The organism is Citrobacter sp. Marseille-Q5395, assembly GCF_947057495.1.
Classification (GTDB): Bacteria; Pseudomonadota; Gammaproteobacteria; order Enterobacterales; family Enterobacteriaceae; genus Citrobacter; species Citrobacter murliniae.
Window position 1 is genome coordinate 99,477 of the sequence record NZ_CAMSEL010000006.1, and the last position, 16,268, is coordinate 115,744.

Genomic DNA, 16,268 nt, shown 5'->3' on the forward strand with positions numbered 1-16,268 from the left:
CCTTCTCGTTATCTTGTTTTCATGGCGTTATAAAGCATTTGCAATTTTCGACTTTGCCGTTGCAGATACTGGCTTGCTCTGTGTTGGTTGAGACTTAAGTTCTGGCGCTTTTGAGCCAGCAACCAGTCAATGGCCATTTCAGGTGTAATGCACTGTTTCAGCTCCGGGTGAATGTAGATGGGGTAGCTAATCAGCGTTTGGTACAGCAAGTCGTTGAGTGAGATGCAGTTCTGTCGGCGCTCACAGGTGTGTTCATCAGTGGTTAACCCCCAGCCAGCATAGAAGGGAATGCCGTAGCAAAAGACTTTTTTACCATGTATGAGGGCTTCAAATCCTGATAGCGACGTCATAGTATGTACTTCATCAACCTGCTGAATACACTCGATAATATCGGCATCAAGTGCCACGCAATCAGCCAGTTGTTGCATATCTTTTTCTGCTATATGTCCAGGACGATTACCCACCAGAACGTCCGGGTGGGGTTTATAGATGATGAAGGCATTGGGGTAACGAGCACGAACGGTCTGCAATAATGCCAAATTAGTGTTGGTGGACCGTGTTCCGCGAGCCATGGAGGCATCGTTTTCAACCTGACCGGTAACCAGTAATTTTCGTTTCCCCGCGGTTACGCATGGAATTACCCATTGTTCACCAAGGTTATATTTGCTGAGTTTGGTGGCTATCAACTTTTGCCTCAGCGCTTCGGCACGTTGCTGCTGTTCTTTTGTCAGATGTGAATTGTTTAGTAAATTTTCCAGATCGCTTTGCCGCGTGGCATCGTAATAGATACCTGTTTTGTCGAGAACCAGGGATAGAGGAGGCTGTAGATCTGAACCCAAACCGGAAGATCGCAAGAAACCGTCTTCCATTCGCCAAACGGGAATCTCGCGCTGTGATGCTGCCACATGCCAGCGTTGCTCTCCTTTGATCCCCCATACCACGCAGATGTTGGCCCCCCGTCCACTGCGTGAGAAATTGACATGGTTTGTAGGTGTAGCCAGAAAAGGTTTTACTATGCTGCTTTTCCAAAGCGTCATACCCGGAGCCCAGAGATTTCCGTGGCGAGTCAGAAGGTATGTGCGTTGTAAATGGAGATATTCCAGCACATTTAATAGCGTACCAGGGTTACCTGTATACGGGTCGATATAGCGGCTATATTGCAGCCAGGCAGCCGCTACCAGAGCGGTAAGTGGGGCGCTTCCTCGGCGTGCGGCAAGTCTATCTGCGAATTGATGCCGATCATCGGTCAGGCCCCATCCTGCGTACCAGGGCAAACCGAAACAAATGACCTTTTTACCTGCCATCAGCGCCTCAATACCATATTGTGATGTTACGGTATAAACGGTAGAGACATGCCGTAGCAGTGATTGTGGGCTGAAATCTTCAGTTATAAGTCGAATACTTGGATCCTGGGCCAGGTTGTCAAAATATCCTTTCTTCTTACCTGTCAAAACATCAGGATGTGTTTTAACCCAAATTTTGCCTTCAGGATGCTCCCGTTTGGCACAGGACAACATCTCTGCGAATTGTCTCTCACTGGCACCGCCCAGAGTGATGGATACATCCCCGTAGGTTTGATCAATGACCAATGTCACGCCAGCATGGTGCCCTTCATTAAAGGGAAGTGAGTGGTTGTATTTTGAGAGATCGTTCTCAACCATGAAGGCCATCGCCCGCAGAGCATCGTGTTGTAAATGTGGCTCTTTAGCTTCCTTCTGAATGAGTACTTCCAGGCGGCTGGGACGGCTGGCATCGTAGTAAATGCTTAAATCATCAACGACCATGCCTAAAGGTGGCGTTCCATTGATGCCCAACCCTAATGAACGGGTAAAACCGTCTTCCAACCGCAGTATTGGCAGCCCGGCCTTTTTAGCCTGTTCTATTGGACGCTGAGAGACGGCTCGCTCTCCCCAGACGGCGATCGCGTCGACTGAATTTGGGGCCGAAAGATGTGACAGTTTATGGCACGCTTCACCTAAAAAATTCTGAAGGTGCGGGATCTGCCAGATACCTGAAGAGTAGATGCCTATCATCCCGAATGGCTTCCATGTTAGTGTTTTTTTGGTGGCGGAATCTCTCCGCCACCCTCTTTGTCTTACAGGTCCAGAATGACTTTTGCTGCTACAGCCAACTGATAAAGAATGGTGGAAATACCCCGTGTGACTTCCAGATTTTTAGTTTCATACATCGGCAGCACCATGATTTCATCGCCAGGTAGAACGTCGTCTACGTCGTCGGCATCTACCGCCGAACCATCCTGGTGAATAACGATGATTTTCGACTGACCGGACTTTTGAGTCAGACCGCCGCACTTCTCAATGTAATCATCCACATCCAACTTCTCGTTCCAGGATATTGCGTTGGGAAAAAGAACCGAACCATGGATCATAACTAATGAGGTTTTCTCCGGGATCGTAATAACGTCGCCATCTTCCAGGATGACGCTATCAAGATTACTTCCGTTAAGGACAACCTGACCTTTAGGCACCACGTTACGTGCTTTTGCTACGAAACGACTGACGAGTTGGGCTTCCTGCACACGCAGTCGAGCTTCTTCCTGCGTAGCGGATTGAGAGGACAAAGAAGCCTCTTCCAGTTTTTGCAAAGAGGTATTCAGCATCTCTTTCTGACGGGTCGCCACTGAGTGGCGGTAAAGCTGAATACTACTGAGTTGCGACATGTTGTTAGGTTTAATCTGCGCCAGCACCTGTTTCATTGTGGAGCCGTATGGCAATACGACAGCATGTTCACCAGAGTGAGCGCCTTCAATGCGAATCTGTATGGTGCCAGCGTAGCGGTCGGAGCTGATGATAAGTTTATCGCCATCCTGCAGGATTTTGCCTGGTGAACTGTTTAGTGGGTGATACTCCGTCCGCTTCATTGCCCCCTGCTGGCGGATAATAGTGAAATGCGTTGCTCCCGGTTTGGGACGCGACCATGCCAGCGCTTCTGAAACGGGAATGGTGCTATTGTGGAACTCGAAGTCATAGCTGTTATAAACATCACCTTCTACGCTAAAGGTGTATTGTCGAGGGCCGACGATAATTGTATCCCCATCGGAAAACTGAGAAAGATTCAGTGAACCATTGAGCAGAAAATCATAAAGATTGACGTGTGCACGTACACTCTTACCACGTTTCACAGTGATATCCACGTAGCTTCCTCGCTCACTATCCACTCCGCCCGCTTTACTCAGATAAGAGAGCAGCGAATCGGAGGCGACGCCGCCATATAGCCCGGGATTTCTGACGTACCCTGTGACGAATACTTTTACCGGTTGCGCCTGAAGAAGCGAAGCATAGACGTTGACATTCGACTGATAGACTTCTTTCACTTTGGTCGTCACTCGACTGTTTAACTGGCTGTTATTTATGCCGTTAACGTTCAGTGGGCCGATGTTGGGGACAAAAATGTTTCCTTTGGGATCGACGGGGAGGGCTCCGTCAAAATTAAATGCTCCCCACAATCTAATCTGAATGGTATCGCCAAGTCCGATAATGTAATTGGGATTAAAGCCGATACTGGCACCGCTATCAGCGGTGGTACCGGTAAACAGCTGAGCACCGAACATACGGCTTAACACCGGTGCAGGCGTTGGCATCGGTGTGTTATCAAAGCCGCTGTTGTCCGTGGTCTGTGTTTTGGCTACGAGTGCTTCAGGGAGTGCTGCAGCACCGGTTAGCTGCTGATCCGCAGTAATTCCGACAGCCAAAACCTGGCAGGATAGTAAGATGCTCAATACAAGAATCGATTTAACTAATTTCATAATAGACTCTGTCATTTATATCGGTGGCGGATATCATTCTTTGTGATCTTCAATAATGGCGATCAATAATTTGGTCGTACCAAAAAGCAGACAACACACTAATAACCAGCTCGCTAAGAGATAGGGGATGTTCGGAAAGCGAGATTCTTGCGGTAATTGTGGTGAGCTAATTATGGATAGCGTTTTTAGCTTACGTGCGCTTTCCATTCTGGTTTTCTCGATGGCTTTCAGCGCTAAGGCGTATATATCGGTATCAAATTTCACCGTGTTTTTGAGTTCTTCAAAATCAGCGGCCATGCTGTTAAGTTTTTTGCCATCAGGTGCGGTAATTTTGTTTTGCTCAACTTCAATCTGGGCTTGTAATGACTTAATGGCATTTTGGGTACTGACCACCTGAGGAGCATCTTCACGTAAATAGGTCAGCAGATTGCGTAGATCTGCCTCCATCTCTATTTTTTTACTCATCAGTGTATTGACCAGCGTACTGGCTGCTTCGGCTGAAGCTGCTGGGTCGAGTACATTATTATTATTTTGATACGCCAGAAGATGACTCTTACTGTTGTTCAGGCGATCTTTCGCCTGCTGTAGTTCATCCTCAGCAAACTGCATCTGCTCGCGTATGATTTTATGCGAGAGCTCATTAATAAAACGCTCTGACTCCTTAAGTATGGCTTGGTTAAATTGTTGAGCAAACTCAGGCGTGAAGCCTTGCGTCTGAATTGACAGTAAACCTGATTTTTCGTCGTAATCAACGCTCAGACGGGAGCGGTAGTATTCAAGGTAGCGTTCTGTGGTGATATCTATGGGAAGATGGTAAAGAAAGTCCCAGCCGCTTTGGCTGAAGGCTCGATGGAAATTGAGCTTCTTATCCAGGCTTTGTAGCATATCCGGAGAGTTAATGTACTCTTTCAGATACAGCGAGTCTTCCGCAGAAGAGGGGGTCGATGCGCCCAATATCAAGCCAACATTCAGACTGCTATTGTCGAGTTCGTTTTGACGTTTGACCGCGACTTTAGCTTCGCTGACGTAGCGAGGTTGACAGAAAATCACCAGATAGACAATTAGCAGGCACATCGGGGCCGCGATCATCGTTTTCCACAAATGATGCTGGATATCAATTTGGCGACATTTTTTGAAAATTGAACAGATCAGTCTTTTTTTTCTGGCAATAGAGTGATCGGGTAAAGTGTTTTTTATTTCCATGAGTTATTCGATGAGCTTAATTAATCGGTTGGGATGATAGAATATTCTTGGCGTGAGATATTCATCTATCCCATTGATTGCATTCTTTTTGCCGATACAACTCAAAATAAATAATGTGATGAAACATATCATTCCTTTGTATGTTATCAAATGAGTTTTAATATTGCTGGGGTCTATTTATACATAAACTATATAAGTTAATGTTTAATTGATGACGTATCTGTTTTTTTAGCACAGTTGTTAAAACACTACAACTGTGATTGTCTATTACTGGTTTTTCTTAGGTGGTATGTATTGAGAGTATTTATATTTTTTGATGGATATAGGAGAGGTGGCAATAAAATTACCATTTTTTTTATTCTCAAATGAATGATTATATTCTAACTTAAAATCGTATTAAGTTTTATTAAAGCGGATGGCAGAGCCATCCGCTAGAGTAGTATTACTTCGCAATACGCTTGTACTTGATACGCTTCGGTTCCAGCGCATCTGCACCCAGGGTACGTTTCTTGTACTCTTCGTATTCGGTAAAGTTACCTTCGAAGAACTCGACTTTGCCTTCATCCTGGTAATCCAGAATGTGGGTGGCGATACGGTCGAGGAACCAACGGTCGTGCGAGATAACCATGGCGCAACCCGGGAACTCCAGCAAAGCGTTTTCCAGCGCGCGCAGGGTTTCGATATCCAGGTCGTTTGTCGGTTCATCGAGCAGCAGCATGTTGCCGCCAACCTGCAGCAGCTTCGCGAGGTGCAGACGACCACGCTCACCACCGGACAGTTCGCCTACACGTTTACCCTGATCAACACCTTTGAAGTTGAAGCGGCCTACGTAGGCGCGGCTTGGCATTTCAGTGTTGCCGATACGCATAATATCCAGCCCACCGGATACTTCTTCCCACACGGTTTTGCTGTTATCCATAGCGTCACGGAACTGGTCGACGGAGGCCAGCTTGACGGTTTCACCCAGTTCGATGGTGCCGCTGTCAGGTTGTTCCTGACCGGACAGCATACGGAACAGAGTCGATTTACCCGCGCCGTTCGGACCGATAATACCGACGATAGCCCCTTTCGGTACGGAGAAGCTCAGGTCGTCGATCAGCACACGATCGCCGTAGGATTTACGCAGGTTGCTGACCTCAACGACTTTATCGCCCAGACGTGGTCCTGGTGGAATAAACAGTTCGTTGGTTTCGTTACGTTTCTGGTACTCGGTGTTGTTGAGCTCTTCAAAGCGAGCCAGACGGGCTTTGCCCTTAGACTGACGGCCTTTGGCACCCTGACGCACCCATTCCAGTTCTTTCTCAATGGATTTGCGGCGGGCCGCTTCCTGAGAGGCTTCCTGTGCCAGACGCTGATCTTTCTGCTCCAGCCAGGAAGAGTAGTTACCTTCCCAAGGAATACCTTCGCCGCGGTCCAGCTCCAGAATCCATCCGGCAACGTTATCGAGGAAGTAACGGTCGTGGGTAATCGCCACCACAGTGCCTTCGAAGTCGTGCAGGAAGCGTTCCAGCCACGCAACAGATTCGGCATCCAGGTGGTTGGTTGGTTCGTCGAGCAGCAGCATGTCTGGCTTTTCCAGCAACAGGCGGCATAGCGCGACACGGCGGCGTTCACCACCGGAGAGCTTCTCAATTTTTGCATCCCAGTCTGGCAGACGCAATGCGTCAGCGGCACGTTCGAGCTGCACGTTGAGATTATGACCGTCGTGCGCCTGAATAATCTCTTCAAACTTGCCCTGTTGTGCGGCGAGCTTGTCGAAATCAGCATCGGGTTCAGCGTACTTCGCATACACTTCATCCAGGCCTTTCAGGGCGTTAACGACTTCGGCAACAGCTTCTTCAACCGATTCACGAACGGTATGTTCCGGGTTCAGTTTCGGTTCCTGCGGTAGGTAACCGATCTTGATACCTGGCTGTGGACGTGCTTCGCCCTCGATGTCGGTGTCAATGCCGGCCATGATGCGCAGCAGGGTAGATTTACCCGCGCCGTTCAGACCGAGCACGCCGATTTTGGCGCCAGGGAAGAAACTCAGAGAGATGTTTTTAAGAATATGACGTTTCGGCGGAACCACTTTGCCGACACGATGCATGGTATAAACGAATTGAGCCACGTTGGACTTCGCCTCTTTTATAGTGATGAATAGTTATCAAAGGCGAAGTGTAGCCTTTTTCACGGTCTAATCCCAGCCAGCAGACCTCACCCGCAACAAAAGTAAAAAAGTGTCCGGAACGTGGCACATTCTGTAATGTCTGGTTAGCATAAATCTATTAAGCGGCATGATGCTGCACAGACGTAACACGACAAGAGGAAGAGCTTGTGGACAAAGCCAAAAAATTTACCTGGCACCTACTGGCTGCCAGCGTATGTCTGCTGACGGTAAGTCAAATGGCGCGGGCCGATTCTCTGGATGAGCAGCGTAACCGCTATGCGCAAATTAAGCAGGCCTGGGATAACCGACAGATGGATGTTGTAGAGCAGATGATGCCTGGCCTGAAGAGCTATCCTCTGTATCCCTATCTCGAATATCGTCAGATAACTGACGATCTCATGAATCAACCCACCATTACTGTAACGAATTTTGTGCGTGCCAATCCTACGTTGCCTCCAGCCCGCACATTGCAATCGCGTTTTGTGAACGAGCTGGCTCGTCGGGAAGACTGGCGCGGATTGTTAGCGTTTAGCCCGGATAAACCCGGTACTACCGAAGCGCAATGTAACTATTACTATGCGAAATGGAGCACCGGGCAAGCAGAGGAAGCCTGGCAGGGGGCGAAAGAGCTTTGGCTGAGCGGAAAAAGTCAGCCCAATGCCTGTGACAAATTATTCGGCGTTTGGCGGGCATCGGGCACTCAGGATCCGCTGGCTTATCTGGAACGTATTCGCCTGGCGATGAAAGCAGGTAATTCGGGGCTGGTGACTGCGCTGGCAGGACAGATGCCAGCCGAGTATCAGACCATAGCTTCGGCGATCATCGCGCTGGCAAATGATCCTAATTCCGTTATGACATTTGCCCGCACGACCGGAGCAACGGATTTCACTCGCCAGATGGCGGCGGTGGCGTTTGCCAGTGTTGCGCGTCAGGATGTGGAAAATGCACGTTTGATGATCCCGTCACTGGCGCAGGCGCAGCAGCTTAATGACGATCAAACTCAGGAGCTGCGTGATATCGTCGCCTGGCGCCTGATGGGCAATGATGTTACCGACGAGCAGGCGAAATGGCGTGATGACGCTATTATGCGATCGCAATCCACCACGCTTGTGGAACGTCGCGTGCGGATGGCGCTGGGAACTGGCGATCGGCGTGGTCTGAATACCTGGCTGGCGCGCTTGCCGATGGAAGCCAAAGAGAAGGATGAATGGCGCTACTGGCAGGCGGATCTGTTGCTGGAGCGGGGGCGTGATGCCGAAGCGAAAGAGATCCTGCATTCTTTGATGCAGCAGCGCGGTTTCTATCCAATGGTAGCGGCGCAAAAGTTGGGTGAAGAGTATGAGTTGAAGGTCGACAAAGCACCTACAGATGTCAACTCTGCCCTGACTCAGGGACCTGAAATGGCACGCGTACGTGAGTTAATGTACTGGAACATGGATAATACTGCGCGCAGTGAATGGGCGAATCTGGTCACCAGCCGCACGAAGTCTGAACAGGCGCAACTGGCGCGTTACGCATTCAACAACCACTGGTGGGATCTGAGCGTGCAGGCAACGATCGCCGGCAAACTCTGGGATCATCTGGAAGAGCGTTTCCCTTTGGCCTACAAAGATCTGTTTTCTCGCTACACCAGCGGGAAGGATATTCAGCAAAGCTACGCGATGGCAATTGCGCGTCAGGAAAGTGCCTGGAACCCGAAAGTAAAATCACCGGTTGGAGCCAGTGGGTTGATGCAGATTATGCCGGGCACAGCGACGCATACGGTGAAAATGTTCTCGATTCCAGGTTACAGCAGCCCCAGTCAGTTGCTGGATCCTGAAACCAATATCAACATCGGTACCAGCTATTTGCAGTATGTATATCAGCAATTTGGCAACAACCGCATTTTTGCTTCTGCGGCCTATAACGCCGGGCCGGGACGCGTTCGCACCTGGCTTGGTAATAGCGCTGGGCGAATTGACGCAGTGGCATTTGTTGAAAGTATTCCTTTCTCTGAGACAAGAGGGTATGTGAAAAACGTTCTGGCTTATGACGCCTATTATCGCTATTTCCTGGGGGATAAACCGGAGTTGATGAGCAACGCAGAATGGCAACGTCGTTACTGATCGAGTCGAGTGTGTTATGCTATCGTACTCGTTAAAGAGTACAAAAGGGGGAAGCAAGCGCGCTTCCCCCATAACGATGGCGACACTTTATGACTCAGCAATCACCCTATTCAGCAGCGATGGCAGAACAGCGTCACCAGGAGTGGTTACGTTTTGTCGACCTGCTTAAACACGCCTACGATCAGGATTTACACCAACCACTGCTTAATTTGATGTTAACGCCAGATGAGCGCGAAGCGCTGGGTACGCGCGTGCGCATCATTGAAGAACTTCTGCGCGGTGAGATGAGTCAGCGTGAGTTAAAAAATGAGCTCGGGGCCGGGATCGCCACAATTACACGTGGTTCTAACAGCCTCAAGTCGGCGCCAGTAGAGCTGCGTCAGTGGCTGGAGCAGGTACTGCTCGGAAAAAATTGAATTTCCTGATGGCGATGCTGCCGCATTTTATCAGGCCTACAAATGACGCTGAGCCGTATGCCGGATAAGGCGAAGCCGCCATCCGGCACAACGCTACCAATACACCGCGTTATGAAACGGGCTAAGCGCCAGAATTACTGCCTGGTGGTAAACGCTGGAGCGCGTCAGTTTTCCTGCAGTAAAGACACCAATTGCTCCCTCTTTACGGCCGATCTCATCAATACCCGTATACTGTGACATCACCGGACCGAGTGCTTCCCCCTGACGGACCTTTTCGAGAATAACCGCAGGCAGCGGTAACGTTGCTGAACGCGCTTCGCCTCGCTGCGCGCCATTATCAATCACCACCCAACTGAACGTGGCGTCATCATCAATTCCTGCTTCGATGGCTACCCAGAAATCGGCCTGCGGATGCAGACGGCGCGCGTTTTCAACCCGATTTCGTGCGCCAGTACGCGTTTCCTGACTTCCAAAAGGTTGTTCTGGCACACCACTCTCGACGGCAGCGGGTTCGATATGGCAGGATCCTTCACCGAAAATCTCTTCAAATGCCTGTAGAATTGCCTGAATTTTGGCAGGATTGGTGGTAGCAGAGATAACCTTGTGCATAATTAAGCTCGGTTTGAAAAAATTCATCGCAGTCTATTCTATATAATTTGAGTGACAGGAAGGCGGCAAGCGAGAAAACCCCCCTGGTGCATAGATAACTATGTGGCTGGGGGAGCGACTAATCTGTCAGGAACAGATTTGAACGCCGCAAAGCGGCGGCCCGTAAGGGCGAGGCTCATGGATGAGCCGAGTAACTCGTAGCCAACGCATCTGCCACTCAAAGTATGACGAGTATATAACGGAAAAAACGCATGTTACAGGTATACCTTGTTCGCCATGGTGAGACGCAGTGGAACGCCGAGCGACGTATTCAAGGCCAGTCAGATAGCCCACTGACCGCTAAAGGTGAGCAGCAAGCCATGCAGGTCGGCGAACGCGCGCGCTCGCTTGGCATTACTCATGTCATCAGTAGCGATTTAGGTCGTACACGACGCACCGCAGAAATCATTGCCCAGGCTTGTGGCTGTGATATTACCTTTGATGCCCGACTGCGCGAGTTGAATATGGGGGTGCTGGAAAAGCGCCATATTGATTCTCTGACGCAAGAGGAAGAGGGTTGGCGTCGCCAGTTGGTGAATGGAACGGTTGATGGCCGCATCCCGGAGGGAGAATCGATGCAGGAGTTGGGGGAACGTGTTAACGCCGCCCTGGCATCCTGTCTGGATCTTCCACAGGGAAGTCGTCCACTGCTGGTGAGTCACGGTATTGCTCTGGGTTGTCTGGTGAGCACGATTCTGGGATTGCCAGCATGGGCGGAACGCCGGTTGCGTCTGCGTAACTGCTCAATTTCCCGCGTCGATTATCAGGAAAGTTTGTGGCTGGCGCCGGGATGGGTTGTCGAAACGGCAGGGGACATATCGCATCTGGATGCCCCTGCGTTAGATGAACTACAGCGTTAGCGGCGAATAGGGATAAGGAATTCGCAGCGCAGATTAATAGGGCGATCGCCTGCTTTGGCATCTTCTGCCGGATAGTATCGCTCTATATCCTGACCTTTACGGCGAGTGAGGTTTAGCATCGGCATACAGGTGCCGTAAACCGTCAGGATAAATTCCTGCACGCCTGTCCCCAGTCCTTCATACGTAAACATCACGTATTCGCCACCCTGCAACAGGATCGGTTGTGCTGATTGCACATATCCATTGGCCTGTTCTGGCGTTAATGCAGTTGTATAGAACACTTCCTGCTCGTCATCTTTTTCAAAGCTTGGACGCGTTTCGTTTAGTCCGTATAGAACAGGCGGGATCGCCGGAGCCTGGCTGAGGAAGTCGCGCCAGAACTGAATACGCATTTCATGACGGAAATCTGAGATCTGTTCCAGTGAGCAGGAGTAACTTTGCGTGGTGCCGAGCAGTTGCGTATCTTCCAGGGTCACGAACTGATGCGGTGGCATAGCAAATTCCCCGAGTCGCATCGGCGGACGAATACCAAAAGCGCTCCATTCTGGCGAGCGGCGATACAGCGCAGGCGTCTGCGCAAATTGCTTTTTGAACGCGCGAGTAAACGTTTGTTGAGAGTCGAAACGGTATTGCAGGGCAATATCAAGAATGGGGCGAGCAGTCAGACGAAGCGCCACTGCAGACTTCGATAAACGACGGGCGCGGATATAGGCGCCAATAGCATGGCCCGTCACGTCCTTAAACATTCTCTGCAGGTGCCACTTGGAATAGCCCGCTTTTGCCGCCACATTGTCAAGCGACAGGGGCTGATCCAGATGACCTTCCAGCCAGACTAATAGGTCGCGAATAATGCCAGCCTGATCCATAAAATATCCTCATCCTTTCAACAACGAGTACCTGACGTCAGGTATGTGGATAATAGCATTTTTTGCTGTTTTAGCATTCAGTGTTTTTTTTGCTCATAAATGCTTTTTTCGGGCATACGAAAGCGTGATTATTGTAATCCTGTGATCTGTATACGTTTTATCTTAGAATGTCGAATAATTACACAGAGTAACTTTTAAAAATGGTAACAATATGAAATATAAGAGCTTAGTCATTTCCTCAATTTTGCTGATGCTGGCGCAGGTTGCCCATGCCGAGCAAGTTGGTTCTGTCGATACGGTATTCAAAATGTTTGGACCAGATCATAAAATTGTGGTCGAAGCTTTTGACGATCCGGATGTTACCAATGTGACCTGCTACGTTAGCCGAGCGAAAACCGGCGGCATCAAGGGCGGGTTAGGACTGGCTGAAGATACTTCCGATGCCGCGATCTCTTGTCAGCAGGTGGGGCCGATTGAACTGAGCGACCGAATCAAGAATGGCAAAGCTGAGGGTGAGGTTGTCTTTAAGAAACGTACATCGTTGGTGTTTAAGTCCTTACAGGTAGTGCGTTTTTATGATGCGAAACGTAATACGCTGGCATATCTGGCCTATTCAGATAAGGTTGTTGACGGGTCGCCTAAAAATGCCATCAGTGCAGTACCCATCATGCCGTGGCGACAATAACAAGGAAGCAAGATGCAACAGCCGTTGATCTGGTTGGTTGAGGATGAGCAGGGAATTGCTGACACGCTTATCTACATGCTGCAACAGGAAGGTTTTAGTGTCGAAGCGTTTGAGCGCGGGTTGCCGGTGCTGGAAAAAGCGCGACAGCACTGCCCTGATGCGATAATCCTCGATGTTGGTTTACCTGATATCAGCGGCTTTGAGCTATGCCGGCGCTTGTTGGAACATCACCCGGCTTTACCCATTCTCTTTCTGACCGCACGCAGCGATGAAGTGGATCGTCTTCTGGGGCTGGAAATTGGCGCGGATGACTATGTTGCGAAACCCTTCTCGCCGCGTGAGGTCTGTGCCCGTGTACGCTCGCTGCTCCGACGGGTGAAAAAATTTTCCGCTCCATCATCGTCGACGCGTTTTGGTGATTTTGAACTTAATGAACCTGCCGCGCAGATCGCCTGGTTTGGCATACCGCTAAGCCTGACCCGCTATGAATTCCTGCTGCTGAAAACATTGCTGATGTCGCCGGGACGTATCTATTCTCGCCAACAGTTGATGGATTTAGTCTGGGCCGATGCTCAGGATACCTTTGACAGGACTGTCGATACGCATATTAAAACGTTGCGTGCCAAACTGCGGGCGATTAATCCCGAACTCTCGCCGATTAACACTCATCGCGGTATGGGGTATAGCCTGAGGAGCGTCTGATGCGCATCGGCATGCGTTTGCTGCTGGGCTACTTTCTGATCGTGGCCGTTGCTGCCTGGTTCGTTTTGTCTATCTTTGTGCAGGAGATTAAGCCTGGCGTTCGCCGTGCTACAGAAGGCACCCTGATTGATACAGCTACGTTATTAGCCGCGCTGGCTCGTGATGATCTTCTTTCAGGCGACCCTGCTAACGGCAAGTTGGCGCAGGCATTTTCGCAACTGCACGATCGTCCTTTTCGCGCCAATATCAGCGGTATTAACAAAGTGCGAAATGAGTACCATGTCTACATGACGGACGCACAGGGTAGGGTGTTGTTTGACTCTGCCAACAAAGCCGTCGGTGAAGATTATTCCCGCTGGAACGACGTTTGGTTAACGCTGCGCGGGCAGTATGGCGCACGTAGTACGCCACAAAATTCAGACGATCCGGAAAGCTCAGTCATGTACGTTGCCGCACCGATTATAGATGGCGGGCGTATTATCGGCGTTCTTAGCGTCGGCAAACCGAATGCGGCAATGGCACCGGTTATTAAGCGTAGTGAACGGCGGATGCTATGGGCGAGTGCGGTGTTGCTGGGTATTGCATTGGTGATTGGCGCAGGGATGGTGTGGTGGATAAACCGATCTATTGCCAGACTGGCGCGCTATGCTGATTCCGTAACGGAGAATCGACCCGTTGCCTTACCTGATTTAGGCAGCAGTGAGCTACGTAAACTGGCGCAGGCGCTGGAAAGTATGCGTCTGAAGCTGGAGGGTAAGAATTACATTGAGCAGTACGTCTACGCGTTAACGCATGAACTGAAAAGTCCACTGGCAGCTATTCGCGGTGCGGCGGAGATTTTGCGTGAAGGCCCGCCGCCTAATGTGGTTGCGCGCTTTACCGAAAATATTCTGACGCAAAATGCGCGCATGCAGGTGCTGGTTGAAACCCTGCTACGGCAGGCGCGACTGGAAAACCGGCAGGATATTTCATTCATCCCCGTGGCGGTAGATGCGCTATTTGTTCAGTTGCGTGACGCGCGTAGCGTCCAGTTAGCGGCTAAGAACATCACGCTTACTATTGTGCCTTCATCACTGATTGTCGCGGCTGATCCTGCGTTACTGGAGCAGGCAGTAGGTAATTTACTTGATAACGCCATCGACTTCACACCGGAGAAGGGAAACATTATTCTTAGTGCATATCAGCAGGATGAGAGAGTCACATTGCAGATTACGGACAGCGGAAGCGGTATCCCTGACTTTGCGCTGCCACGTATTTTTGAACGTTTTTACTCGCTCCCCCGTGAGAATGGGCAGAAGAGCAGTGGTTTAGGTCTGGCATTTGTGAGCGAAGTCGCGCGACTGCTTAAAGGTGAAGTGGTACTGCATAACCGTCCCGAAGGTGGGGTGCAGGCTTCGTTGACGCTTCACCGTCACTTCACATAACTTCAAACTCCCCGCACATAGCTGTTTTACCTTGCTGGCATTGCAAAGGAGAACGCTATGTTGAAATCCCCCCTGTTTTGGAAAATAGTCACCTTAAGTGGTGCAATGCTGCTGTTATTAATTCCTCTGACAATGGTCAGACAAATTATCGTTGAGCGATCGGATTACCGCAGTGCAGTAGAAGATGCCATCCGACAGAGTACCAGTGGGCCGCAGAAGATGGTTGGTCCACTGATCGCTATTCCCGTGACAGAAGTTTATACCGAGCTGGAAGATGACAAAAAGGTCCAGCGTAAGCGCAGCTTTATCCATTTCTGGCTGCCAGAGTCGTTAATGGTAGAGGCAAATCAGGACGTCGAAGCACGAAGGATCGGTATTTACGAGGGACAGGTCTGGCATAACGGTATGTCAGTGCGGGCAGAGTTTAATGCTGAGCGTCTGAGTGAATTGAATCATCCGAATGTGACTGTGGGGAAACCGTTTATTGTGGTTGGTGTAGGTGATGCCCGAGGTATTGGCGTAGTCAATGCACCTCAGGTCAACGGAGTTTCACTAACGGTTGAGCCCGGAACGGGGTTGAATGGGCGTGCTCAGGGGATCCATATTCCGCTACCGGATGCCGACTGGGTGGAGAAGGATCTCAGTCTGGCATTGTCACTCAATCTGAGTGGAACCGGAGATTTCTCTGTCGTTCCGGTGGGGCGTAGCAGCGAAATGACCTTAACCAGCAACTGGCCTCATCCCAACTTTCTGGGGGACTTTCTTCCGGCAAAGCGCGAAGTCAGCGAGTCAGGGTTTAAGGCCCAATGGCAAAGCAGTTGGTTTGCCAATAACCTGGGCGAACGCTTTGAGGGGGAGAAAATTGGCTGGCAGGGAATGCCTGCATTTAGCGTAGCTGTGGCCACGCCTGCGGATCAGTATCAATTGACGGACAGAGCAACAAAGTATGCCAGCTTGTTAATAGTACTGACCTTTATGTCTTTCTTTGTACTCGAGTGTATGAGCAATCTTCGTCTGCATCCCATGCAGTATCTGCTGGTGGGGTTATCGCTGGTGATGTTTTATCTGTTGCTGTTGGCGCTGTCAGAACATATTGGCTTTAAGGCGGCGTGGATCATTGCCAGCATGGTTGGTGCGTTGATGAACGGCGTTTATTTACAGGCGATATTGCAGGGATGGCGTAACAGTATTTTGTTCACAGTGGCGCTGCTGTCTCTGGATGGGGTGATGTGGGTGCTGTTGCGTTCGCAGGACAGCGCTTTACTGCTGGGTACCGGTGTGCTGTTGTTAGCGCTATGCGGGATCATGTTCCTGACGCGTCATCTTGACTGGCACTCGCTTGCTCAACCAAAGCCAAAAGACGTTCAAACCGCTGAGAATGACGGGCTGCGTTTGTGGAAATAGGGCAATGATGAAATGAAAAACGGCGCATAAAGCGCCGTTT

13 protein-coding genes are annotated in these 16,268 nt (G+C 50.1%); 7 read left to right on the plus strand and 6 right to left on the minus strand.

What is annotated here, in order from left to right:
- Positions 1-8 precede the first annotated feature (8 nt).
- The 4 genes from OH663_RS08735 to ettA all read right to left on the minus strand — a co-directional run bounded on the left by OH663_RS08735 (position 9) and on the right by ettA (position 7,079).
- A complete protein-coding gene (locus tag OH663_RS08735) occupies positions 9-2,033 on the minus strand; it encodes a capsular polysaccharide biosynthesis protein (RefSeq protein ID WP_200011380.1) in 2,025 nt (674 codons plus the stop codon).
- Between the two features lie 62 nt (positions 2,034-2,095).
- Positions 2,096-3,766, minus strand: a complete 1,671-nt coding sequence (locus OH663_RS08740) for a polysaccharide biosynthesis/export family protein (RefSeq protein ID WP_200011381.1) — start codon at positions 3,764-3,766, stop codon at positions 2,096-2,098.
- Positions 3,767-3,799: 33 nt separating this feature from the next.
- Entirely contained in the window at positions 3,800-4,855 is a 1,056-nt protein-coding gene (locus tag OH663_RS08745) for a capsule biosynthesis protein (RefSeq protein WP_190284572.1), read from the minus strand.
- Positions 4,856-5,411: 556 nt separating this feature from the next.
- On the minus strand, positions 5,412-7,079 hold the full coding sequence (gene ettA, locus OH663_RS08750) for an energy-dependent translational throttle protein EttA (RefSeq protein ID WP_045439535.1): 1,668 nt from the start codon (positions 7,077-7,079) through the stop codon (positions 5,412-5,414).
- A gap of 206 nt (positions 7,080-7,285) precedes the next feature.
- Here ettA and sltY point away from each other — a divergent pair, with 206 nt between their 5' ends.
- Positions 7,286-9,223 carry a murein transglycosylase gene (gene sltY, locus OH663_RS08755; protein ID WP_200011382.1) on the plus strand — a complete coding sequence of 646 codons (1,938 nt, stop codon included), beginning with the start codon at positions 7,286-7,288 and terminating at the stop codon, positions 9,221-9,223.
- Between the two features lie 89 nt (positions 9,224-9,312).
- The gene (trpR, locus tag OH663_RS08760; protein ID WP_045439539.1) at positions 9,313-9,639 is read left to right on the plus strand and encodes a trp operon repressor; all 327 of its coding nucleotides are present in this window, start codon (positions 9,313-9,315) and stop codon (positions 9,637-9,639) included.
- 93 nt (positions 9,640-9,732) lie between these two features.
- On the opposite strand, the gene yjjX is transcribed toward trpR, so the two are convergent.
- On the minus strand, positions 9,733-10,248 hold the full coding sequence (gene yjjX, locus OH663_RS08765) for an inosine/xanthosine triphosphatase (RefSeq protein ID WP_200011384.1): 516 nt from the start codon (positions 10,246-10,248) through the stop codon (positions 9,733-9,735).
- Positions 10,249-10,499: 251 nt separating this feature from the next.
- Here yjjX and gpmB point away from each other — a divergent pair, with 251 nt between their 5' ends.
- Complete coding sequence (gene gpmB / locus OH663_RS08770) at positions 10,500-11,147, plus strand: 2,3-diphosphoglycerate-dependent phosphoglycerate mutase GpmB (protein WP_045439544.1); 648 nt, start codon at positions 10,500-10,502, stop codon at positions 11,145-11,147.
- On the opposite strand, the gene robA is transcribed toward gpmB, so the two are convergent.
- Positions 11,144-12,013, minus strand: coding sequence for an MDR efflux pump AcrAB transcriptional activator RobA (gene robA, locus OH663_RS08775; protein ID WP_045439547.1), 870 nt, complete (start codon positions 12,011-12,013; stop codon positions 11,144-11,146). The two genes, gpmB and robA, sit on opposite strands and share 4 nt — an antisense overlap.
- 211 nt (positions 12,014-12,224) lie before the next feature.
- On the opposite strand from robA, the gene creA reads away from it, so the two are divergent.
- From creA to creD, 4 genes are read left to right on the plus strand one after another with little or no spacing between them, the layout of a single operon-like run.
- Positions 12,225-12,698, plus strand: a complete 474-nt coding sequence (gene creA / locus OH663_RS08780; protein WP_200011386.1) for a protein CreA — start codon at positions 12,225-12,227, stop codon at positions 12,696-12,698.
- A gap of 12 nt (positions 12,699-12,710) precedes the next feature.
- Positions 12,711-13,400, plus strand: a complete 690-nt coding sequence (gene creB / locus OH663_RS08785; protein ID WP_045439551.1) for a two-component system response regulator CreB — start codon at positions 12,711-12,713, stop codon at positions 13,398-13,400.
- A complete protein-coding gene (gene creC / locus OH663_RS08790; protein ID WP_045439553.1) occupies positions 13,400-14,824 on the plus strand; it encodes a two-component system sensor histidine kinase CreC in 1,425 nt (474 codons plus the stop codon). Before creB ends, creC begins: the two co-directional genes overlap by 1 nt.
- A gap of 57 nt (positions 14,825-14,881) precedes the next feature.
- Positions 14,882-16,228 (plus strand): cell envelope integrity protein CreD, encoded by a 1,347-nt coding sequence (creD, locus tag OH663_RS08795; protein ID WP_200011389.1) that lies wholly within the window; start codon positions 14,882-14,884, stop codon positions 16,226-16,228.
- Positions 16,229-16,268: the final 40 nt, after the last annotated feature.

Coding starts and splice junctions, on each gene's coding strand:
- OH663_RS08735 (WP_200011380.1), bottom strand. CDS start 2,033: ATGATAGGCATCTACTCTTCAGGTATCTGGCAGATCCCGCACCTTCAG.
- OH663_RS08740 (WP_200011381.1), bottom strand. CDS start 3,766: ATGAAATTAGTTAAATCGATTCTTGTATTGAGCATCTTACTATCCTGC.
- OH663_RS08745 (WP_190284572.1), bottom strand. CDS start 4,855: ATGATCGCGGCCCCGATGTGCCTGCTAATTGTCTATCTGGTGATTTTC.
- trpR (WP_045439539.1), top strand. CDS start 9,313: ATGACTCAGCAATCACCCTATTCAGCAGCGATGGCAGAACAGCGTCAC.
- yjjX (WP_200011384.1), bottom strand. CDS start 10,248: ATGCACAAGGTTATCTCTGCTACCACCAATCCTGCCAAAATTCAGGCA.
- gpmB (WP_045439544.1), top strand. CDS start 10,500: ATGTTACAGGTATACCTTGTTCGCCATGGTGAGACGCAGTGGAACGCC.
- robA (WP_045439547.1), bottom strand. CDS start 12,013: ATGGATCAGGCTGGCATTATTCGCGACCTATTAGTCTGGCTGGAAGGT.
- creA (WP_200011386.1), top strand. CDS start 12,225: ATGAAATATAAGAGCTTAGTCATTTCCTCAATTTTGCTGATGCTGGCG.
- creB (WP_045439551.1), top strand. CDS start 12,711: ATGCAACAGCCGTTGATCTGGTTGGTTGAGGATGAGCAGGGAATTGCT.
- creC (WP_045439553.1), top strand. CDS start 13,400: ATGCGCATCGGCATGCGTTTGCTGCTGGGCTACTTTCTGATCGTGGCC.
- creD (WP_200011389.1), top strand. CDS start 14,882: ATGTTGAAATCCCCCCTGTTTTGGAAAATAGTCACCTTAAGTGGTGCA.